Below are 16,807 nucleotides of genomic sequence, written 5' to 3' on the forward strand. Positions count from 1 at the left end.
CTCACGCCGAGCCCCTCACGCCGAGCCCCTCACGCCGAGGCCTTGAGACTGAGCCCGCCCGCCACGATCGAGTCCGAGGTGACCAGGGCCTGCTCGGCGCTCACGTCCGTCATGAAGACGAACGGCGGCACCAGGGGCGGCACCGGCAGCCTGTCGGGCGTGAAGGTGAGGCAGAGGATGCCCTCCAGGCACCCCTTGAACTTGGTCAGATAGAGCGTGACCGAACCGCTCAGGTCCAACGTGTCGGCGCCCAGGGCGAGTTCACCGCCGGCGCCGTCGCGCGTCGTGAGCGCGTAGTCCGTGAGCGAGGCCGCCTTCATCCGCAGCACCATGACCTTCAAAGGACCGTCCGCGGTGGGGATCTCGCGGACGCCCGCCACGATGAAGCCCTGCGGGGCGAAGAGCGTCGTGGTGATGGTCGGCGGCACGCGCGTCGCCACGACCGCCTCGGCCGCGGCCGGCTCGCCCGGGGCCGCCCGCGCCGGACTCCCGTGCACCACGAGCCCGGCGACGATCGCCACCGGAAGCAGCACGCCGAGCGTCCGGGTGCCCTGTCCGTCGCGCACCCTGGGGCGCGCCGGATCCTCCTCGGCGTCCTGGGGCACCGGCGTCCAGCCGAACCCCATGGCGCTTCCCACGATCCCCAGCAGCATGCCGACCAGGAACCCGCCCAGGTTGGTGGCCGCGAACGACAGCACCGAAAGGATCAGGGCGTTGACGCTCACATAGTGGTGCGTGTGCGGCAGCAGCCAGAGGAAGAGCCCCGCCACGATCAGCGCGATCCCGATGCCGAGCGCCGCGATCCCGCCGAGCCCCAGGCTGACGAGCACGCTCAGCGGCGAGAGCGGGGTCAGGATCAGCTCGGCGCCGCCGAGGATCAGCAGCAGGCCGCCCCAGAACGGCCGGGTCCGCCGCCACCTGCGCATGATCCGGCGCGGGCCGGGCCACGGGAGGCGGCGGTCGAGCCAGCCGCCGCCGTCCGCGCGGAAGGGTCTGACCCCGCCCCTGCCGCCGCCGGTCAGAAGCACTTCTTGCCGCCGAGGCTGACGTCCACCCGCATGCCCTTGAGCCGGAAGTTGCCGCCCGTCGCCGACCAGGCGTGCGACTTCACCCCGGCGACCTCGATGTCCCCGGCCTGCAGCCCGAACTTGCCCTTCGGACCCTTGACCCCGGACACCTCGTCGAGCGTGGAGGCGTCCCGGCCGATCTCCGCGGTGCCGAAGCGGGCGTCGCCGACCAGGTCCTCGCCGTCGATGACGAGATTGCTGGCTGTGACATTGCCGGCGTCGCCGCCCGCGGTCAGCTTGAACACGACGGTCCCGACCGGTGTCTTCACCGCGGCGGCCTGGCAGATGTCGGTGAGGGTCGCGTCGCCGATCCCGAGGAGCGCCACGGGGTGCCCCTTGCCGTCGGCGTCCCGGTCCGTCTGGACGTAGGAGGACAGCCCTTCACTGGTCAGTTTGCCGGACGACACCTGGAAGCTGGTGCCCGAGACCGCGAAGGACGCGGCGAGCGCGCCCTCGGCCATCACGGAGGCCATCACGCCGACGGCCAGGACCGCGGGCAGGGCCACCACGGCCGTCTTCTTCCAGGAAGTCCTGCCCTCGCGTAACGCGCTGCGTGCTGCGCCCACTGTTCTTCCTCCCGTACGTCGTTTCGCGTCGTCGAGCGTGCGTAAGGGGAGTGCGTGAAGCGCCTTCGGGAGGCGGCCGACGGGTGGTGCCGGTCTGCCATACTGCGGACTTCCCGAGGCAGTTGGAGACTAGGGCCGAAATTGAATAATAGTCAACAGCGCGGTACCGGCCGCTCCGTGGCGCGCCGCGCCGAACTCATCGCCATCGGCCGCAAGCTGTTCGCCGACACGTCCTACGACGCCCTCTCGATGGACGACATCGCGAAGCAGGCGGGCGTCGCCAAAGGGCTGATCTACTACTACTTCAAGTCCAAGCGCGGCTACTACCTCGCGATCATCGAGGAGTCCGTGACCGAACTGGTGGCGCGTGCGGGGCGGCACGACAACCTGCCGCCCGTGGAGCGGGTGCAGCGCACCATCGACGGCTACCTGCGCTACGCCGAGCACCACCAGGCTGCGTACCGCACGATCATCAGCGGCGGCGTCGGCTTCGACGCCGAGGTGCACGCCATACGCGACGGCGTGCGCGAGGCGCTGATCGCGGCGATCGCCGAGGGCGCGTACGGCCGCACGGACATACCGCAGCTGGCCCGCACCGCGCTGCTCGGCTGGCTGTGCAGCGTGGAGGGCATCACGCTCGACTGGATCGGCCGCAGGGGGCTCACCCGAGAGAGCGTCGGCGCACTCCTGGTGCGCACGCTCGGCGACACGATGCGGGTCATTGAGGACTTCGAGCCGTCGTATCCGGCGCCGGCGCGGCCCTGAGGGGGCGTATCCGAGCGGCAGTACGCCCCGACCGCAAGCGGAAGGGCGGGAGCCCGCCGGCTCCCGCCCCCCCCGTTCAGCGTGTACGCGACGTCAGTTGATCGCCTTGATCAGCTCACCGTTGGACGTGTCCCCGCTCAGCTCCCAGAAGAAGGTGCCGCCGAGGCCCTGCTGGTTCTTGTAGCCCATCTTTCCCGCGATGGTCGCCGGGGTGTCGTAGCTCCACCAGTTGTTGCCGCAGTACGCGTACGCCGTTCCGCCGACCGTGCCGTTGGCCGGGCACTTGGTCTTGAGGATCTTGTAGTCCTCGATGCCCTGCTCGTACTTGCCCGCCGCCGGGCCCGTCGCGGTGCCGCCCGGCTCCTTCTGCGTGACGCCGGTCCAGCCGCGGCCGTAGAAGCCGATGCCGAGCAGCAGCTTCTGGGACGGAATGCCGAGCGCCTTCAGCTTCTTGATCGTCGCGTCGGAGTTCCAGGACGCCTTGGGGATGCCGCTGTACGAGGTGAGCGGCGAGTGCGGGGCCGTCGGGCCCTTCGCGTCCCAGGCGCCGAAGAAGTCGTACGTCATCGGGTTGTACCAGTCGACGTACTGGGCCGCGCCCGCGTAGTCGGCGGCGTCGATCTTGCCGCCGTCCGAGGCGTCCGCGGGGATCGCCGCGGTCACCAGGTTCTTGCTCCCGAATTTCGAACGGACCGCGGACATCAGGTTCTTGTACGCCGCGCGCCCGCTCGTGTCGCACGTCAGGCCGCAGGCGTTGGGGTACTCCCAGTCGATGTCGATGCCGTCGAAGACATCGGCCCACTTGGAGTTCTCGACCAGGTCGTAGCAGGACTGGGCGAAGGCGGCGGGGTTCTTCGCCGCCTCGGTGAAGCCGCCCGACCAGGTCCAGCCCCCGAAGGACCAGAGGACCTTGAGGTCGGGGTGCTTCTTCTTCAGCTTGCGCAGCTGGTTGAAGTTGCCGCGCAGGGGCTGGTCCCAGGTGTCGGCGACGCCGTCCACGGACTGGTCGGCGGTGTACGCCTTGTCGGTCGCCGCGTAGGCGTCGCCCATCGCGCACTTGCCGCCCTGGACGTTGCCGAAGGAGTAGTTGATGTGCGTGAGCTTGTTGGCCGAACCGGACGTCTCGATGTTCTTGACGTGGTAATTCCGGTCGTAGACGCCCCATTCGGTGAAGTAGCCGACGACCTTGGAGCCGGCGGAGACCTTCGAATCGGCCGTCGCCTTCGCCGGGGCGCCCTTGTCCTGCTCGGCGGCGGCGCTGCCCGCGCCGGCCAGCAGACCGGCGCCGAGAACGGCGCAACAGGTGGTGGCGAGGAGCGCCCGCAGGGAGGCGCGGGGGGTGTGCGGTCTGAGCATCGTGTCTCCTTGTGGGGGGAACCAGGGAGGGGGAAGTGGTGCTGTGGACCTGCTGGTAAGGCTTGGCATGAACGCGTTAAGTCGTTCGGGGGAACAGTAGGAGGACTAGACCAGTGCGTCAATGGTTCGTACCAATCGGACCGCCGACGGCGATCTTCAGCTGTCTTTCGAGTAAGCGGTCGTTAACTAGTGACTGGCCGCCATCGATCGGGCATACTCAACGCGCCACAGCCGCTGGTCAGCTGCTTCCGTGACCCGGAGGGAGACCCTGGCTGGGCAACGTTTCCCGGCGGCGCCGCCCCACCCAGCGCGGGCGTCCGCCGCAGCCCCACAGGGAGGAGAGCGTCATGCCCGACCACATCGCGCCGTCGGTGGAGCGTCAGCTGCCCACGGACGAGGCCAGGGATCTGCTCTCGCTGGTCCGGGACATCGCCCAGCGCGAGATCGCCCCGAAGGCGGCCGAGGAAGAGGACGCCGGGCGCTTCCCCCGCGAGATCTTCACGCTGCTCTCCGAATCCGGCCTCCTCGGACTGCCGTACGCGGAGGAGTTCGGCGGCGGCGACCAGCCGTACGAGGTCTATCTGCAGGTTCTGGAGGAGCTCGCCGCCGCGCGCCTGACCGTCGGTCTCGGCGTCAGCGTCCACACCCTCTCCTGCCACGCGCTCGCCGGTTACGGCACCAAGGAGCAGCAGGCCGAGCACCTGCCGGACATGCTCGGCGGCGGCCTCCTCGGGGCGTACTGCCTGTCCGAGCCCGCGGCGGGATCCGACGCCGCGTCGCTGCGCACGAAGGCCGTCGCGGACGACGGCGACTGGACCGTCACCGGCACCAAGGCGTGGATCACCCACGGCGGCATCGCCGACTTCTACACCGTCATGGCCAGGACCGGCGTCGACGGCCCGCGCGGCGTCACGGCCTTCCTGGTCCCTGGCGACGCCGAGGGCCTGAGCGCCGCGGTGCCCGAGAAGAAGATGGGCATGAAGGGCTCGCCCACCGCCCAGATCCACTTCGACGGCGTCCGCGTTCCCGACTCACGCCGCATCGGCGACGAGGGGCAGGGCTTCGCCATCGCGCTCTCCGCGCTGGACTCGGGGCGGCTCGGCATCGCGGCCTGCGCGATCGGCGTGGCCCAGGCGGCGCTCGACGAGGCCGTCGCCTACGCCACCGAACGCAAGCAGTTCGGCCGGCCCATCGCCGACTTCCAGGGCCTGCGCTTCATGCTCGCGGACATGGCGACCCAGATCGAGGCGGGCCGGGCGCTCTATCTGGCCGCGGCGAGGCTCCGGGACGCGGGACGGCCGTTCGCCAAGCAGGCGGCCATGGCCAAGCTGCTGTGCACGGACGCCGCGATGAAGGTGACCACGGACGCCGTGCAGGTCCTCGGGGGGTACGGCTACACCGCGGACTTCCCCGTGGAGCGCCTCATGCGCGAGGCCAAGGTGCTGCAGATCGTCGAGGGCACCAATCAGATCCAGCGCATGGTCATCGCGCGTCACCTCGCGGGTCCCGACTCGCGGCGCTGAACTGGCCGAGGCGCACCGGCGAAGCCACGAGCCGCGCCCACTCGGGGTCGTGGCGCCCCGGCAGCGTCCGGCCGCGGTCGGCCCAGTGGCGGACCAGCGCGCCGTAGATCGGCGGATCCTGAGCCTGAGCCTGCTGAGCCTGCTGAGCCTGTGGCTGCGGCTGCATCTGCTGGTACGGCTGCTGATATGTCTGCTGATACGCCTGCTGGTAGGGCCGGCTCGGGTGCTGGTACATGTACGGGTTCGGGTTCGGCTGCTGGTGCACGTGCTGGTGCACGTGCTGGTGCGGCTGGGGCGGACGCACCGACTGGTGCGCCGACTGCTGTGGTGCCTGGTGCTGCGGCGGGTACTGCGCCTGGTGCGCCGACGGGTCCTGCGACCGCCGGGGAACCGATTCTGCGGAGGCGGGCAACGCCACCAGAGTGCGCCGCCGGCGGCCGTTGGGGAGGTGCGCCGGGCCCGTGTCGATGCCCGTGTCCGTGCCCATGTCCGTGGGGGTCATACACGGCCAACGCCCGGTGCCGGGCGGAAGTCACCGCCCCGGGGAATCGAGCGTCTGTGCATGGGCTGCCCGGGCGGCGCGGTGGCGGTGCGGGAGGCGCACGTACGGCATGCCGCGCGCCCGGCGCGGGACGCGCCGCGCGATCCGCGAACGGCCTGCCGCCTCTCTGGCTCCGTCCCGCGAACTGACGTACCGTCAACTCCGCGTCGGCGGTCCGCACCGCTCCCGCCGCCCTGAACTGCCGTGCTACCAGGGAGGTCTGACGTGGCAGACGACCGTCCGGTCCCGCTCGACGAATACCCCGTGCACCAGGTTCCCCTGTCGATGAAGCACGTCGCGACAGGAGACCGCAACGCCTACGACCGATGCATCTTCCACCTCTTCGACCATCAGGGCCGCGCCCTGCTCATCCTCGGCCTCGGCGTCTATCCGAACACCGGTGTCATCGACGCGTACGCCACGCTGCGTACCGGGAACACCCTCCACGCCGTACGCGCGAGCGACGCGCTCGGCGAGGACCGGATGAACCTCCGTGTCGGCCCGCTGCGCATCACCGTCGAGGAGCCGCTGCGCCGCATCCGCCTGGAGTGCGCCGCCGACCCCGACGACCCCGCGTCCCTCTCCTACGACCTCACCTGGACCGCCGACTTCCCCGCCCTGTGGGAGCCGCACCACATCCAGCGCCGCGGCGACCGGCTCACCCTCGAAGGGCGCCGCTTCGTGCAGGCGGGGCGGCCCTCGGGGATGATCCGGGCGGGGGGCGAAGAGACGGCCGTGACGGCGGGGGAGTGGACCGCGACCCGTGACCGCAGCTGGGGCGTGCGGCCCATTCCCGGCGAGGAACGCGGCCTGTTGGAGGAGGAGTTCGCCACCGAGGGCTTCCACTGGATCTGGTGCCCGGTGCGCTTCGACGACCGCTTCCTCATGGTCATCGCGCAGGAGGACGCGGACGGCTACCGCACCCTCAACGACGCCACCCTCGTCCGCCCCGGCCTGCGCGACCGCCAACTCGGCTGGCCCCAGGCCGACATCGCCTACCGTTCCGGCACCCGCCACCCCGAGAGCGCCGTCATCCACCTCACCGATCCCGAGGGCCGCAAGCCCCTGGAACTCGGCGTGACGGTCCTGGGCTCGCTGCCCCTGGCCGTCGGCGCAGGCTACCCGCCCGCCGACGACTGGCAGCACGGCACCTGGCGCGGCCGCGACTGGACCGACCGTCGCGCCTACGACCTGTCGGACCCCGCGGCCCACCCGCTCGCCGCGTACGGAGTCATCGACCACGCCGCGCGCTTCACCCTCGACGGGCGTACCGGATACGGCATCTTCGAGCACGGCAGCTTCGGCCGCCACGACCCGAGCGGCTTCACGGGCTTCGACTCCGTGGCGCCCTGAGGCACGTCCTGCAGGAAGGAGGACGCACGTGGCAACGGCACCCCGCCCCCGCACCACCACCCGCGAACCGGCAGACCTCGCCCGCCGCCTCACCGCCTGGCTCGGCGCCCGGCTGCCCGGCGCCGAGGCCGTCGACGTGAGCGTGCCCGAGTCCAACGGCATGTCCAGCGAGACACTGCTCTTCACCGTCGAGCACCCCGAACCGCCGTTCAGGCACTGTGCGTTGCGGGTGGCGGCCGACCCGGCGGCGTACACGGTCTTCCCCGTCTACGACATGCCGCGCCAGTACCGCACGATGCGGCTCGTCGCCGAGCGTACCGACGTGCCGGTGCCGCGCGTGATGTGGCTGGAAGAGGACCCCGGCCCGCTCGGTGCCCCCTTCTTCGTCATGGAGCGGGTCGACGGCCGCGTCCCGCCGGACGTCATGCCCTACACGTACGAGGGCAACTGGCTGTACGAGGCGACCGACGCCGAACGCGCCCGCCTCGAAGAGGAATCGGTCCGCGTCGTCGCCCGCCTGCACGACCAAGTGCCGCCCAGTGCCGCGCGGTTCCTCGCGCTGCCGGGCGAGGGCGACGCCCTGCGACGGCATGTCGCGGCCCAACGCGCGTACTACGAATGGGTGGTGGCAGGTCTGCCGCGCTCACCCGTGATCGAGAGTGCCTTCGACCGGCTGGCGGACATATGGCCGCGGACCGTCGGCGAGACCGTCCTCAACTGGGGTGACGCGCGCATCGGGAACATCATCTACGACGGCTTCGAGCCCGTCGCCGTCCTCGACTGGGAGATGGCCGCCCTCGCGCCGCGGGAGGTCGACCTCGGCTGGCTCGTCTACCTGCACCGCTTCTTCCAGGACTTGACGGTGAGTTTCGGCCAGCCGGGGCTGCCCGAGTTCCTGCGCAGGGACCGCGTCGAGGAGGCGTACGCCCGCTTCACCGGGCACGCGCCGCGCGACATGGACTTCTACACGCTGTACGCGGCGCTGCGGCACGCGATCGTCATGCTGCGCATCGCCTACCGCCAAGTGCACTTCGGCGAGGCCGCGGCGCCCGGGAGCGCGGAAGCCGCAGACAGACTGATCCTGCACCACGGCAGCCTCGCCGCCATGGTGCAGGGCAGCTACTGGTGAATCAGGCGGCGGGCCGGTCCTGTCGCGGCACCCGGATCGGGCGCGATCCCGGCCCGTCCACGTGCGAGAAGGGCTGGGTCCGCCAGTCGAGCCCCTGAGGGAGCGTCAACAGCAGGGCGGTGTCCTGCTCCTGAACCTCCATCGACTCGTCCGCCGGCGCCGCGTCGGTGGCCGCGCGGCCGGTGCCGGCGCAGACCGTCAGGCCGAACGGGTTCCACGGAGTGGGGCACAGCGCGTGCTCGGGCAGCACGTCCTCGTCCGCGAGGAGCGCGATGGGCTGCCCGCAGTCGGGGCAGTGCACCCGGTACATCTCAAAGGTGTCGTAGGAGTCGAGGAAGTCGTCGGCCGGTTCGACGCCCTCCGGCTCGGGCTCGACGGCCGGCTGCTGCTTGGCGCGGGCAGACCGGCCGGGGCGCTTCAAATTCTGCATGGAAATCTCCCCCTCGGGTGGGCCGACAAGGCGCTGCGGCCTCGACCACAGCAAGCACTTCCCGTCCCGTCGTAGAGGTAATCGTTGCATCTTCGCGGACACGGTCACAGGGCTGTGGCATTCGTCACATGCCGCGTGGAGTTGCCAGGTCGCGGGGAGACGAGTGGGCCGCTCGCGCCGAGGCCCGCGCTCGCGCGGACTTCACCGATGTGCGCCGCGTTCAGCCGCTCAGGTATCCGCGGGGATCAAGAGCCCTGTAGGTTCGGCGCATGGAGGAGCTGGACCGACAGATCGTGCAGCTGCTCGTCAAGGACGGGCGGATGAGCTACACCGACCTGGGCAAGGCCACGGGCCTGTCCACGTCGGCCGTGCACCAGCGTGTGCGCCGCCTGGAGCAGCGGGGCGTCATCCGCGGTTACGCCGCGGTCGTCGACCCCGAGGCGGTCGGGCTGCCGCTCACCGCGTTCATCTCGGTGAAGCCGTTCGACCCGAGCGCCCCCGACGACATCGCCGAACGGCTCGCGGGCGTCCCGGAGATCGAGGCGTGCCACAGCGTCGCCGGCGACGAGAACTACATCCTCAAGGTCCGCGTCGCCACCCCGCTGGAGCTGGAGCACCTGCTCAGCCGCCTGCGGGCGCTCGCCGGTGTCTCCACCCGCACGACGGTCGTCCTCTCCACCCCGTACGAGGCGCGCCCGCCCCAGGTGTGACCCGCGCGCCGGCCGCCCGCCCGCAGGGGCGAGACTGGTCCCCATGAGCCAGAGCACCGCCCCCGGGAACGACCTCCCGGATCCCCAGCATCCCTCGCACCACCGCACCGTGCTGCTGCGCGGCGGCGACGTCCACAGCCCCGCCGACCCGTTCGCGACCGCGATGGTCGTCGAGCGCGGCCATGTCGCCTGGGTCGGCTCCGAGGGCGCGGCGGACGCCTTCGTCGACGGGGTCGACGAGGTGGTCGATCTGGCGGGGGCCCTGGTCACCCCGGCGTTCACGGACGCCCACGTGCACACCACCGCCACCGGACTCGCGCTGACGGGCCTCGACCTGACGGGCGCCCGCTCGCTGGCCGACGCACTCGTTCTCGTGCGCGAACACGCCGCCGCACACCCGCAGGACACCGTCCTCCTGGGCCACGGCTGGGACGCCGCGCGCTGGCCCGGCGGACGGCCGCCCACGCGCGCGGAACTCGACGAGGCGACCGGCGGCCGTCCCCTGTACCTCTCGCGCATCGACGTCCACTCCGCGGTGGTCACCACCGCACTGCTCGACCTCGTGCCCGGCGTCACCGACCGGACCGGCTACCGCCCGGACGCCCCGCTGACCGGCGACGCCCACCACGGGGTGCGCGCCGCGGCCCTCGCCGCCGTCACCCCGCGGCAGCGCACACAGGCCCAGCGCGCCGCCCTCGCGCACGCCGCCTCGCTCGGCATCGGCTCCGTGCACGAGTGCGCGGGCCCCGAGATCTCCGACGAGGACGACTTCACCGGGCTGCTGCGGCTCGCCGCCGAGGAACCGGGCCCGCGCGTCGTCGGCTACTGGGCCGACCAGGACGTCCGGCGGGCCCGCGAACTGGGCGCGGCGGGCGCGGCGGGCGACCTCTTCGTCGACGGCGCCCTCGGCTCGCACACCGCCTGCCTGCACGAGCCGTACGCGGACGCACACGGCGCCGGCACGGGCACCGCCTACCTGGACGCCGCGGCCGTCGCCGCCCACGTCGTGGCGTGCACCGAGATGGGCCTCCAGGCGGGCTTCCACGCCATCGGGGACGCCGCCGTGGCCTCGGTGGTCGACGGCATCCGCGCAGCCGCGGAGAAGGTCGGCCCGGCCCGTGTCCGCGCCGCCCGCCACCGTGTCGAGCACGCCGAGATGCTCACGCCCGAGACGATCGCCGCCTTCGCCGAGTTCGGCCTCACCGCGTCCGTGCAGCCCGCCTTCGACGCGCTCTGGGGCGGCGAGGACGGCATGTATGTCCAGCGCCTGGGCGCGGAGCGGGCCCGCACCCTCAACCCGTTCGCGGCCCTCCTGCGCGCCGGCGTGCCCCTCGCCTTCGGCTCCGACAGCCCCGTCACCCCACTGGACCCGTGGGGCACCGTCCGCGCCGCCGCCTTCCACCGGACGCCCGAGCACCGCGTCTCGGTGCGCGCCGCGTTCACCGCCCACACTCGGGGCGGCTGGCGGGCCGTCGGCCGCGACGACGCGGGCGTCCTGGTGCCGGGCGCGCCCGCGGACTACGCCGTGTGGCGCGCCGACGACCTCGTGGTGCAGGCCCCCGACGACCGCGTGGCCCGCTGGTCGACCGACCCCCGCTCCGGCACGCCCGGCCTGCCCGACCTGTCGCCGGGCGCCGAACTCCCCGTCTGCCTGCGCACGGTGGTGGGCGGTCAGCCGGTGTTCGTGCGGCCGGACGAGTGATGTACCGGCGGTGCGCGCCGCCGATCGCGCCCCGCCACGCCGTCGCACGACCTGGGAATCCTCGGCGCTGACCTGGCGGTCTTCGAAGTCGCCGCAGATCAGCGGGGTATTGACAGAGAGCAGTCGTGGGCCGGTAGGTTCGGCCGGGTCCACCACAGGACGTCCGACCGGCGAACCTTCACGCAAGTGTCGAACGCCGCTGGGTCACGGGTGGTGTGCCGCACCGGCGCACCACCACTGGGAGCCAGGTCCAGCGCCCGCGACGCGGAGGCGAGGGAACGTATCAGCCGGTCGGCAGGTGTGACCCGGGTGGGGCCCGGACGCTCAGTAGACAACGGCTTTCGGTCGATCCGCAGCCAGCGGGTCCCAGGCCGGCCCGAAGGGCGCCGGGCCCCGATCCGCAGTACTTCCCGCCTCTCTCGGCGGCTCTTGTCCCGTGCGCCCGGCGGGCGCACGCGCCCCCGACCTCCGTGCCGTCGCTGCGCCCCTGGCCGGGGCCACTATGGTGGTCCTCTGCGTACGAACGAAGGGGCAGTAGTGAACGACGGCGGTCGGGTCTCCGAAGCAGGGGACCAGGGGAGGCAGTTCGGCTCGCTCGGCACGGCCTTGGTGATCATTCCGACCTACAACGAGGCGGAGAACATCCAGTCCATCGTCGGCCGGGTGCGCGCCGCCGTACCGGACGCGCACATCCTGGTCGCCGACGACAACAGCCCCGACGGCACCGGCAAGATCGCCGATGAGCTCGCGGCCGACGACGACCGGATCCACGTGCTGCACCGCAAGGGCAAGGAAGGGCTCGGCGCCGCCTACCTCGCGGGCTTCCGCTGGGGCCTGGACAACGACTACGGCGTGCTCGTCGAGATGGACGCCGACGGCTCCCACCAGCCGGAGGAGCTGCCCCGCCTGCTCACCGCGCTGAAGGGCGCCGACCTCGTGCTCGGCTCGCGCTGGGTGCCGGGCGGCCGGGTCGTCAACTGGCCCAAGCACCGCGAGTTCATCTCGCGCGGCGGCAGCACGTACTCGCGTCTGCTGCTCGACGTGCCCATCCGCGACGTGACGGGCGGCTACCGCGCCTTCCGCCGCGAGACCCTCGAAGGGCTCGGCCTCGGCGAGGTCGAGTCGCAGGGCTACTGCTTCCAGGTCGATCTCGCGCGCCGCGCCGTCAAGGCGGGCTACCACGTCGTCGAGGTGCCCATCACTTTCGTCGAGCGTGAGCTCGGGGACAGCAAGATGAGCCAGAACATCGTGGTCGAGGCGCTGTGGCGGGTCACCGCCTGGGGCGTGGGGGAGCGCGTCGGCAAGGTCATGGGCCGCAAGCAGTCCTGAGAGCCGGTGTCCTGCCCCGGCCGGGCGGCCGGTACCGGCGGGGACCGGTCTTCTTGATCATCCCCTTATCCCGGCCTGAGGCGCCGCCAGGCACACTGGGAGCATGACGACTGGCGCACCGCCTCCCATCCGACCCGCCCGGCCCCGGCGCTCCGGGCCCCTCAGGTTCCTGCCGCTCGGTATCGCCGCGTGGCTGGTCCTGGAGATCTGGCTGCTCACCGTCGTGGCGGGCGCCACGAACGGGCTCGTGGTCTTCCTGCTCCTGGTGGGCGGCCTCGTGCTCGGCTCCGCGGTGATCAAGCGTGCGGGGCGCCGGGCGTTCCGCAAGCTCAGCGAGGCGGTGCAACGGCAGGAGAGGGGTGAGACGCCCGCCGCGGAGAGCGGGGGCGGCGGCGCCCTGACGATGCTGGGCGGCCTGTTGATCATCCTGCCGGGGCTCATCTCGGACGCCCTGGGGCTCGTCCTGCTGATCCCGCCGGTCCAGAAGGCGCTGGGGCGGTATGCGGAGCGGACCTTCGAGCGCAAGGTGCGCGAGGCGACGCCAGGCGGCCTCGGGGACGCCTTCCAGCAGGCGCGCATGCACCGCCCCGACGGCAACATCGTCCAGGGTGAGGTCATCAGGGACGACGAGCCGCGGACGCGGGGCGCGCACCCGGACGATCCGCAGCTGCCGCGCTGACTTCGGGGGGCGGAAAGAACCGGGAGCGGACAGCAAAGGGACGGGGCCACTGCTGAGCAGTGGCCCCGTCCCTCTGTGCTGTACTACGGCGCGCGGTAGGCGCGGAAGGCCGCCGTCAGGCGGACTTCCGGCTGTCCCGCGGGTGCACCGCGATGTTCATGGCGCCCGACCGGAGGACCGCGAGGCGCTCCTCCAGGACCTCTTCGAGTTCCTCTCGGGTACGGCGCTCCATGAGCATGTCCCAGTGCGTACGCGCCGGCTTGCCCTTCTTCTCCTCAGGTCCGTCGCCGTCTACGAGGAGTGCCTGGGCCCCGCAGACCTTGCACTCCCACTCCGGCGGGATCTCCGCCTCAACCGAGAACGGCATCTCGAAACGATGTCCGTTCTGGCATGCGTACTCCACGGCCTGGCGCGGAGCCAGGTCGATGCCGCGGTCGGTCTCGTAGCTTGTCACCACGAGACGCGTGCCGCGAAGAGCTCGCTCACTCATGAATCGTGCCTCCCGGGCTTGTCGCCCACAGGACAGGTGTCGCTGTCGTCGTCATCCGGTCAACGTCCGGTCGGCGGTAAAGATTCCCGTTCAGGGTCATGCGTCGCCGTCGTATGCCGCCCCTTGTTGTACCCACCAGTGCCCGGTTTGTCACATCTGGCAGCAGATGTCACCCAGCGTTTCTGAATTGTCAGCTCGCAGTAACGGTCCGCCTGGCAGGCCAAACGCGTACACTACCGGCCTTTGGCTCCAGTTGCTAAATCCGGGGCGGCACGGGATTGCCCGCGTCGCGTACCGCACGCCGCACGGGTACCCGTGAGAGCAGGACGAAACCGAGCAAAAAGAACGCCACGAGTGAGACGATCGCGTCCCGGTAGCTCCCCGTGAGCTGATAGGTGAGGCCGAAGATCAACGGTCCGAGCCAGGCCATCCCCCGGTCGCTGATCTCGTACGCGGAGAAGTACTCGGCCTCCTTCCCGCGCGGCACCAGGTGCGAGAAGAGTGAGCGGGACAGCGCCTGCGTGCTGCCGAGGACCAGGCCGATCCCCGCGGCCAGGACGAAGAACCACCCGGGCGCGCCGGCGGGCAGGAAGTAGCCGGCGCCGATCGTGGCCGTCCAGGCGGCGAGCGAGCCGAGAATGGTGCGCTTCGCGCCGTACGTACGGGCGAGCCGTCCCATGCCGAGTGCACCGGCGACCGCGAGCAGCTGGACGAGCAGCACCGCGACGATCAGCGTGGACTGGTCGAGGCCGAGCTCCTGCGACCCGTAGACGGAAGCCTGCGAGATCACCGTCTGCACGCCGTCGTTGTAGACGAGGTACGCCAGCAGGAACGCCAGGGTGTGGGGGTGGCGGCGCATGTCCCGCACCGTCTCCCGCAGCTGGTCGAGGCCCCCGCGCGCAGCCGTACCGCCCGCGCCCGCCGGACTCTCGCGGTCCCGCAGCCGCTTCAGGGGTACGAGGGTGAAGGCGCCCCACCACACGCCCGCCGACGCCAGGCAGATCCGCACCGCGGCCGACTCCGAGACGCCGAAGCTCTCATGGCCCAGGAACAGCACGAGGTTCGCCACCAGGACGAGCGCCCCCGACGCGTAGCCGAAGGCCCAGCCGCGCGAGGAGACCGCGTCGCGCTCCTCGGGAGGGGCGATCTGCGGCAGATAGGCGTTGTAGAGCACCATCGAGACGGCGAGCGAGGCATTGGCGACGATCAGCAGGAAGCCGCCGAGCAGGTAGCGGTCGCCGTCCAGGAAGAACATGCCCGCAGTGGCGGCCGCCCCCAGGTACGCGGCCACGGCGAGGAGCGGCTTCTTGCGCCCGGTGCGGTCGGCGGCCGCGGCCGCCGGCGGCATCACGAACACCGACACGAGCACGGACGCGGACACCGTGTACGCGAAGAAGGAGCCTGCCCGCACCGGGATGCCCAGCGGATGGACGTAACCCGCCGGATCCGCGGCGGCCTTGGCGATCTCCGTCAGATAGGGCCCGAGGAACACGGTCAGGACGCTCGTCGAATAGACCGAGCACGCCCAGTCGTAGAAGTACCAGCCCCACTGTTCGTGCCGTCGTGCCGCGGCTCCGGCGTCGCGCGCCGGTGCCTTCACGGTGTCGGTGCCCACCCGTGACCTCGCTGTTCCCCGTGGTGCGACGCTGCCGTCGGGCGGTCAGACCCAGGTCCCCCGGTCCTTGAGCACCCCGCGCAGCGTCTCGATGTGATCGGAAACTATGCCATCCACGCCCAGGTCGAGCAGGGCGGTCATCCGCTCGGCGTCGTTGACGGTCCACACGTGGACCTGCAGCCCGCGCGCGTGGGCTGCCTTTACGAAGCGGTGGTCGACCACCCGGATCCCGCCGTGCGTCTCGGGCACCTGGGCGCAGACCGCGGAGCGGCGCAGGGCGGCGGGCACGCCGTAGGACTGCAGGCGCAGCGCCGCCACGCCCCGGGTGCCGAGCGAGGTGGCCAGGCGCGGGCCCGCCAGGCGCTGGGCCCTGGCCACGCGTGCCTCCGAGAACGACCCGACGCAGACGCGGTCCCAGCAGGAGGTGCGGCGCATCAGCTCGAGCAGCGGCAGGAGCGCGGACTCCGCCTTGACGTCCACGTTCCAGCGCACCTCGGGGAACGCCTCCAGAAGCTCTTCGAAGAGGGGCACCGGCTCGCTGCCCGCCACGCGCGCCCGGCGCACCTCCCGCCAGGGGAGGTCGATGATGCGCCCCGCCGCGTCCGTCACCCGGTCCAGCGTCGTGTCGTGGAAGGCGACGAGCCGGCCGTCGGCCGTGGCGTGCACATCGGTCTCGATGTAGCGGTAGCCGAGGTCGACGGCGCGTCGGAAGGCCGCCGCGGTGTTCTCCAGACCGTCCGCCGCGCCGCCGCGGTGGGCGAGCGCGAGCGGCCCCGGATGATCGAGGTAGGGGTGGCGTACGTGCGTGGTCACCGCTGCAGTATTGCCTGCTCCGAGGGGCCGTCGCTGGTCACGGTCTGCACGGTGGCGGGCGCGGGGACGGCGAAGAGCCGCAGGAAGAACTGGGCCAGCGGACCGATGGCGAGGGCGTAGACGACCGTGCCGACGCCCACGGTGCCGCCCAGCGCGAAACCGGTGGCGACGACCGCCACCTCGACGAGCGTCCGCATCAGCCGGATGGAGCGTCCGGTGCGCCCGTGCAGGCCCGTCATCAGGCCGTCGCGGGGGCCGGGGCCGAACGCGGCCGCGATGTAGAGACCTGTAGCCGCGCCGTTCAGGAGGATCCCGGACACCATGAGGAGGCCACGCGTGAGCGGGCCGTGCGCGTCGGGGAGCAGCGAGAGCGCGGCGTCCATCGCCAGACCGACGACGAAGACGTTCGAGACCGTGCCGAGTCCCGGACGCTGCCTGAGCGGGATCCACAGCAGCAGCACGGCGGCGCCCACGATGATGGAGACGACGCCGATCGAGAGGCCGCTGAGCTCCGCGAGCCCTTGGTGCAGCACGTTCCACGGCTCCAGGCCGAGACCCGACACCACGAGGAGCGCGGAGCTCACGCCGTACAGGGTGAGGCCCGCGTACAGCTGGAGCAGCCTTCGCGGCAGGTGCCGCCGTGCCGCCGTCGGTGTCGTCCCGGACATGTGATGCCCCCCGCTGTAGTGATAGTGGCCTGGTGCGTGTCACTCTGTGGCTTGTACGGTGCGGCCAACCA

17 protein-coding genes are annotated in these 16,807 nt (G+C 71.6%); 8 read left to right on the forward strand and 9 right to left on the reverse strand.

Annotated elements, in window-relative coordinates; translation table 11 throughout:
* Nucleotides 1-29: 29 nt before the first annotated feature.
* Both AC07DI_RS30270 and AC07DI_RS30275 read right to left on the reverse strand, forming a co-directional pair.
* The gene (locus tag AC07DI_RS30270) at nucleotides 30-1,028 is read right to left on the reverse strand and encodes a DUF6114 domain-containing protein (protein WP_478907365.1); all 999 of its coding nucleotides are present in this window, start codon (nucleotides 1,026-1,028) and stop codon (nucleotides 30-32) included.
* Nucleotides 1,019-1,540 carry a DUF6230 family protein gene (locus AC07DI_RS30275; RefSeq protein WP_478907447.1) on the reverse strand — a complete coding sequence of 174 codons (522 nt, stop codon included), beginning with the start codon at nucleotides 1,538-1,540 and terminating at the stop codon, nucleotides 1,019-1,021. Before AC07DI_RS30275 ends, AC07DI_RS30270 begins: the two co-directional genes overlap by 10 nt.
* A 234-nt stretch (nucleotides 1,541-1,774) precedes the next feature.
* On the opposite strand from AC07DI_RS30275, the gene AC07DI_RS30280 reads away from it, so the two are divergent.
* On the forward strand, nucleotides 1,775-2,398 hold the full coding sequence (locus tag AC07DI_RS30280) for a TetR/AcrR family transcriptional regulator (protein ID WP_384258077.1): 624 nt from the start codon (nucleotides 1,775-1,777) through the stop codon (nucleotides 2,396-2,398).
* A gap of 93 nt (nucleotides 2,399-2,491) precedes the next feature.
* Here AC07DI_RS30280 and AC07DI_RS30285 read toward each other — a convergent pair whose 3' ends face one another.
* Nucleotides 2,492-3,754, reverse strand: a complete 1,263-nt coding sequence (locus AC07DI_RS30285; protein WP_384258079.1) for a glycoside hydrolase family 18 protein — start codon at nucleotides 3,752-3,754, stop codon at nucleotides 2,492-2,494.
* A gap of 347 nt (nucleotides 3,755-4,101) precedes the next feature.
* On the opposite strand from AC07DI_RS30285, the gene AC07DI_RS30290 reads away from it, so the two are divergent.
* Nucleotides 4,102-5,277, forward strand: a complete 1,176-nt coding sequence (locus AC07DI_RS30290) for an acyl-CoA dehydrogenase family protein (protein WP_478907368.1) — start codon at nucleotides 4,102-4,104, stop codon at nucleotides 5,275-5,277.
* Here the strand turns inward: AC07DI_RS30290 and AC07DI_RS30295 are convergent.
* Entirely contained in the window at nucleotides 5,237-5,779 is a 543-nt protein-coding gene (locus AC07DI_RS30295) for a hypothetical protein (protein ID WP_478907370.1), read from the reverse strand. The two genes, AC07DI_RS30290 and AC07DI_RS30295, sit on opposite strands and share 41 nt — an antisense overlap.
* Nucleotides 5,780-6,043: 264 nt before the next feature.
* On the opposite strand from AC07DI_RS30295, the gene AC07DI_RS30300 reads away from it, so the two are divergent.
* Together AC07DI_RS30300 and AC07DI_RS30305 are read left to right on the forward strand one after the other, a co-directional pair.
* Nucleotides 6,044-7,171 carry an Rv3169 family protein gene (locus AC07DI_RS30300; protein ID WP_478907372.1) on the forward strand — a complete coding sequence of 376 codons (1,128 nt, stop codon included), beginning with the start codon at nucleotides 6,044-6,046 and terminating at the stop codon, nucleotides 7,169-7,171.
* A gap of 28 nt (nucleotides 7,172-7,199) precedes the next feature.
* A complete protein-coding gene (locus AC07DI_RS30305; RefSeq protein ID WP_478907374.1) occupies nucleotides 7,200-8,300 on the forward strand; it encodes a phosphotransferase family protein in 1,101 nt (366 codons plus the stop codon).
* 1 nt (nucleotide 8,301) lies between these two features.
* On the opposite strand, the gene AC07DI_RS30310 is transcribed toward AC07DI_RS30305, so the two are convergent.
* Nucleotides 8,302-8,730 carry a hypothetical protein gene (locus AC07DI_RS30310; protein ID WP_384258090.1) on the reverse strand — a complete coding sequence of 143 codons (429 nt, stop codon included), beginning with the start codon at nucleotides 8,728-8,730 and terminating at the stop codon, nucleotides 8,302-8,304.
* 269 nt (nucleotides 8,731-8,999) lie between these two features.
* On the opposite strand from AC07DI_RS30310, the gene AC07DI_RS30315 reads away from it, so the two are divergent.
* The 4 genes from AC07DI_RS30315 (at nucleotide 9,000) to fxsA (ending at nucleotide 13,150) form a co-directional block, all read left to right on the forward strand.
* On the forward strand, nucleotides 9,000-9,440 hold the full coding sequence (locus AC07DI_RS30315) for an Lrp/AsnC family transcriptional regulator (RefSeq protein ID WP_030789227.1): 441 nt from the start codon (nucleotides 9,000-9,002) through the stop codon (nucleotides 9,438-9,440).
* Between the two features lie 43 nt (nucleotides 9,441-9,483).
* A complete protein-coding gene (locus AC07DI_RS30320; protein ID WP_478907377.1) occupies nucleotides 9,484-11,142 on the forward strand; it encodes an amidohydrolase in 1,659 nt (552 codons plus the stop codon).
* Between the two features lie 537 nt (nucleotides 11,143-11,679).
* Nucleotides 11,680-12,471, forward strand: coding sequence for a polyprenol monophosphomannose synthase (locus AC07DI_RS30325; protein ID WP_478907379.1), 792 nt, complete (start codon nucleotides 11,680-11,682; stop codon nucleotides 12,469-12,471).
* A gap of 103 nt (nucleotides 12,472-12,574) precedes the next feature.
* On the forward strand, nucleotides 12,575-13,150 hold the full coding sequence (gene fxsA, locus AC07DI_RS30330) for an FxsA family membrane protein (RefSeq protein ID WP_478907381.1): 576 nt from the start codon (nucleotides 12,575-12,577) through the stop codon (nucleotides 13,148-13,150).
* Between the two features lie 115 nt (nucleotides 13,151-13,265).
* On the opposite strand, the gene AC07DI_RS30335 is transcribed toward fxsA, so the two are convergent.
* The 4 genes from AC07DI_RS30335 to yczE form a co-directional block, all read right to left on the reverse strand.
* Nucleotides 13,266-13,640, reverse strand: coding sequence for an RNA polymerase-binding protein RbpA (locus tag AC07DI_RS30335; RefSeq protein ID WP_030360404.1), 375 nt, complete (start codon nucleotides 13,638-13,640; stop codon nucleotides 13,266-13,268).
* Between the two features lie 256 nt (nucleotides 13,641-13,896).
* Nucleotides 13,897-15,255, reverse strand: coding sequence for an MFS transporter (locus AC07DI_RS30340; RefSeq protein ID WP_478907383.1), 1,359 nt, complete (start codon nucleotides 15,253-15,255; stop codon nucleotides 13,897-13,899).
* A 45-nt stretch (nucleotides 15,256-15,300) separates the two neighbouring features.
* Entirely contained in the window at nucleotides 15,301-16,068 is a 768-nt protein-coding gene (locus AC07DI_RS30345) for a glycerophosphodiester phosphodiesterase family protein (protein WP_384261323.1), read from the reverse strand.
* Complete coding sequence (gene yczE / locus AC07DI_RS30350) at nucleotides 16,065-16,736, reverse strand: membrane protein YczE (RefSeq protein ID WP_478907386.1); 672 nt, start codon at nucleotides 16,734-16,736, stop codon at nucleotides 16,065-16,067. Before yczE ends, AC07DI_RS30345 begins: the two co-directional genes overlap by 4 nt.
* Nucleotides 16,737-16,807 lie beyond the last annotated feature (71 nt).

Source organism: Streptomyces sp. NPDC044106, from assembly GCF_056433985.1.

Bases quoted from the DNA above. Each gene is read 5' to 3' on its own strand.
- AC07DI_RS30275 (WP_478907447.1), bottom strand. From the start codon at position 1,540: ATGGCCTCCGTGATGGCCGAGGGCGCGCTCGCCGCGTCCTTCGCGGTC.
- AC07DI_RS30320 (WP_478907377.1), top strand. From the start codon at position 9,484: ATGAGCCAGAGCACCGCCCCCGGGAACGACCTCCCGGATCCCCAGCAT.
- AC07DI_RS30295 (WP_478907370.1), bottom strand. From the start codon at position 5,779: ATGACCCCCACGGACATGGGCACGGACACGGGCATCGACACGGGCCCG.
- AC07DI_RS30285 (WP_384258079.1), bottom strand. From the start codon at position 3,754: ATGCTCAGACCGCACACCCCCCGCGCCTCCCTGCGGGCGCTCCTCGCC.
- yczE (WP_478907386.1), bottom strand. From the start codon at position 16,736: ATGTCCGGGACGACACCGACGGCGGCACGGCGGCACCTGCCGCGAAGG.
- AC07DI_RS30290 (WP_478907368.1), top strand. From the start codon at position 4,102: ATGCCCGACCACATCGCGCCGTCGGTGGAGCGTCAGCTGCCCACGGAC.
- AC07DI_RS30335 (WP_030360404.1), bottom strand. From the start codon at position 13,640: ATGAGTGAGCGAGCTCTTCGCGGCACGCGTCTCGTGGTGACAAGCTAC.
- AC07DI_RS30310 (WP_384258090.1), bottom strand. From the start codon at position 8,730: ATGCAGAATTTGAAGCGCCCCGGCCGGTCTGCCCGCGCCAAGCAGCAG.
- fxsA (WP_478907381.1), top strand. From the start codon at position 12,575: ATGACGACTGGCGCACCGCCTCCCATCCGACCCGCCCGGCCCCGGCGC.
- AC07DI_RS30315 (WP_030789227.1), top strand. From the start codon at position 9,000: ATGGAGGAGCTGGACCGACAGATCGTGCAGCTGCTCGTCAAGGACGGG.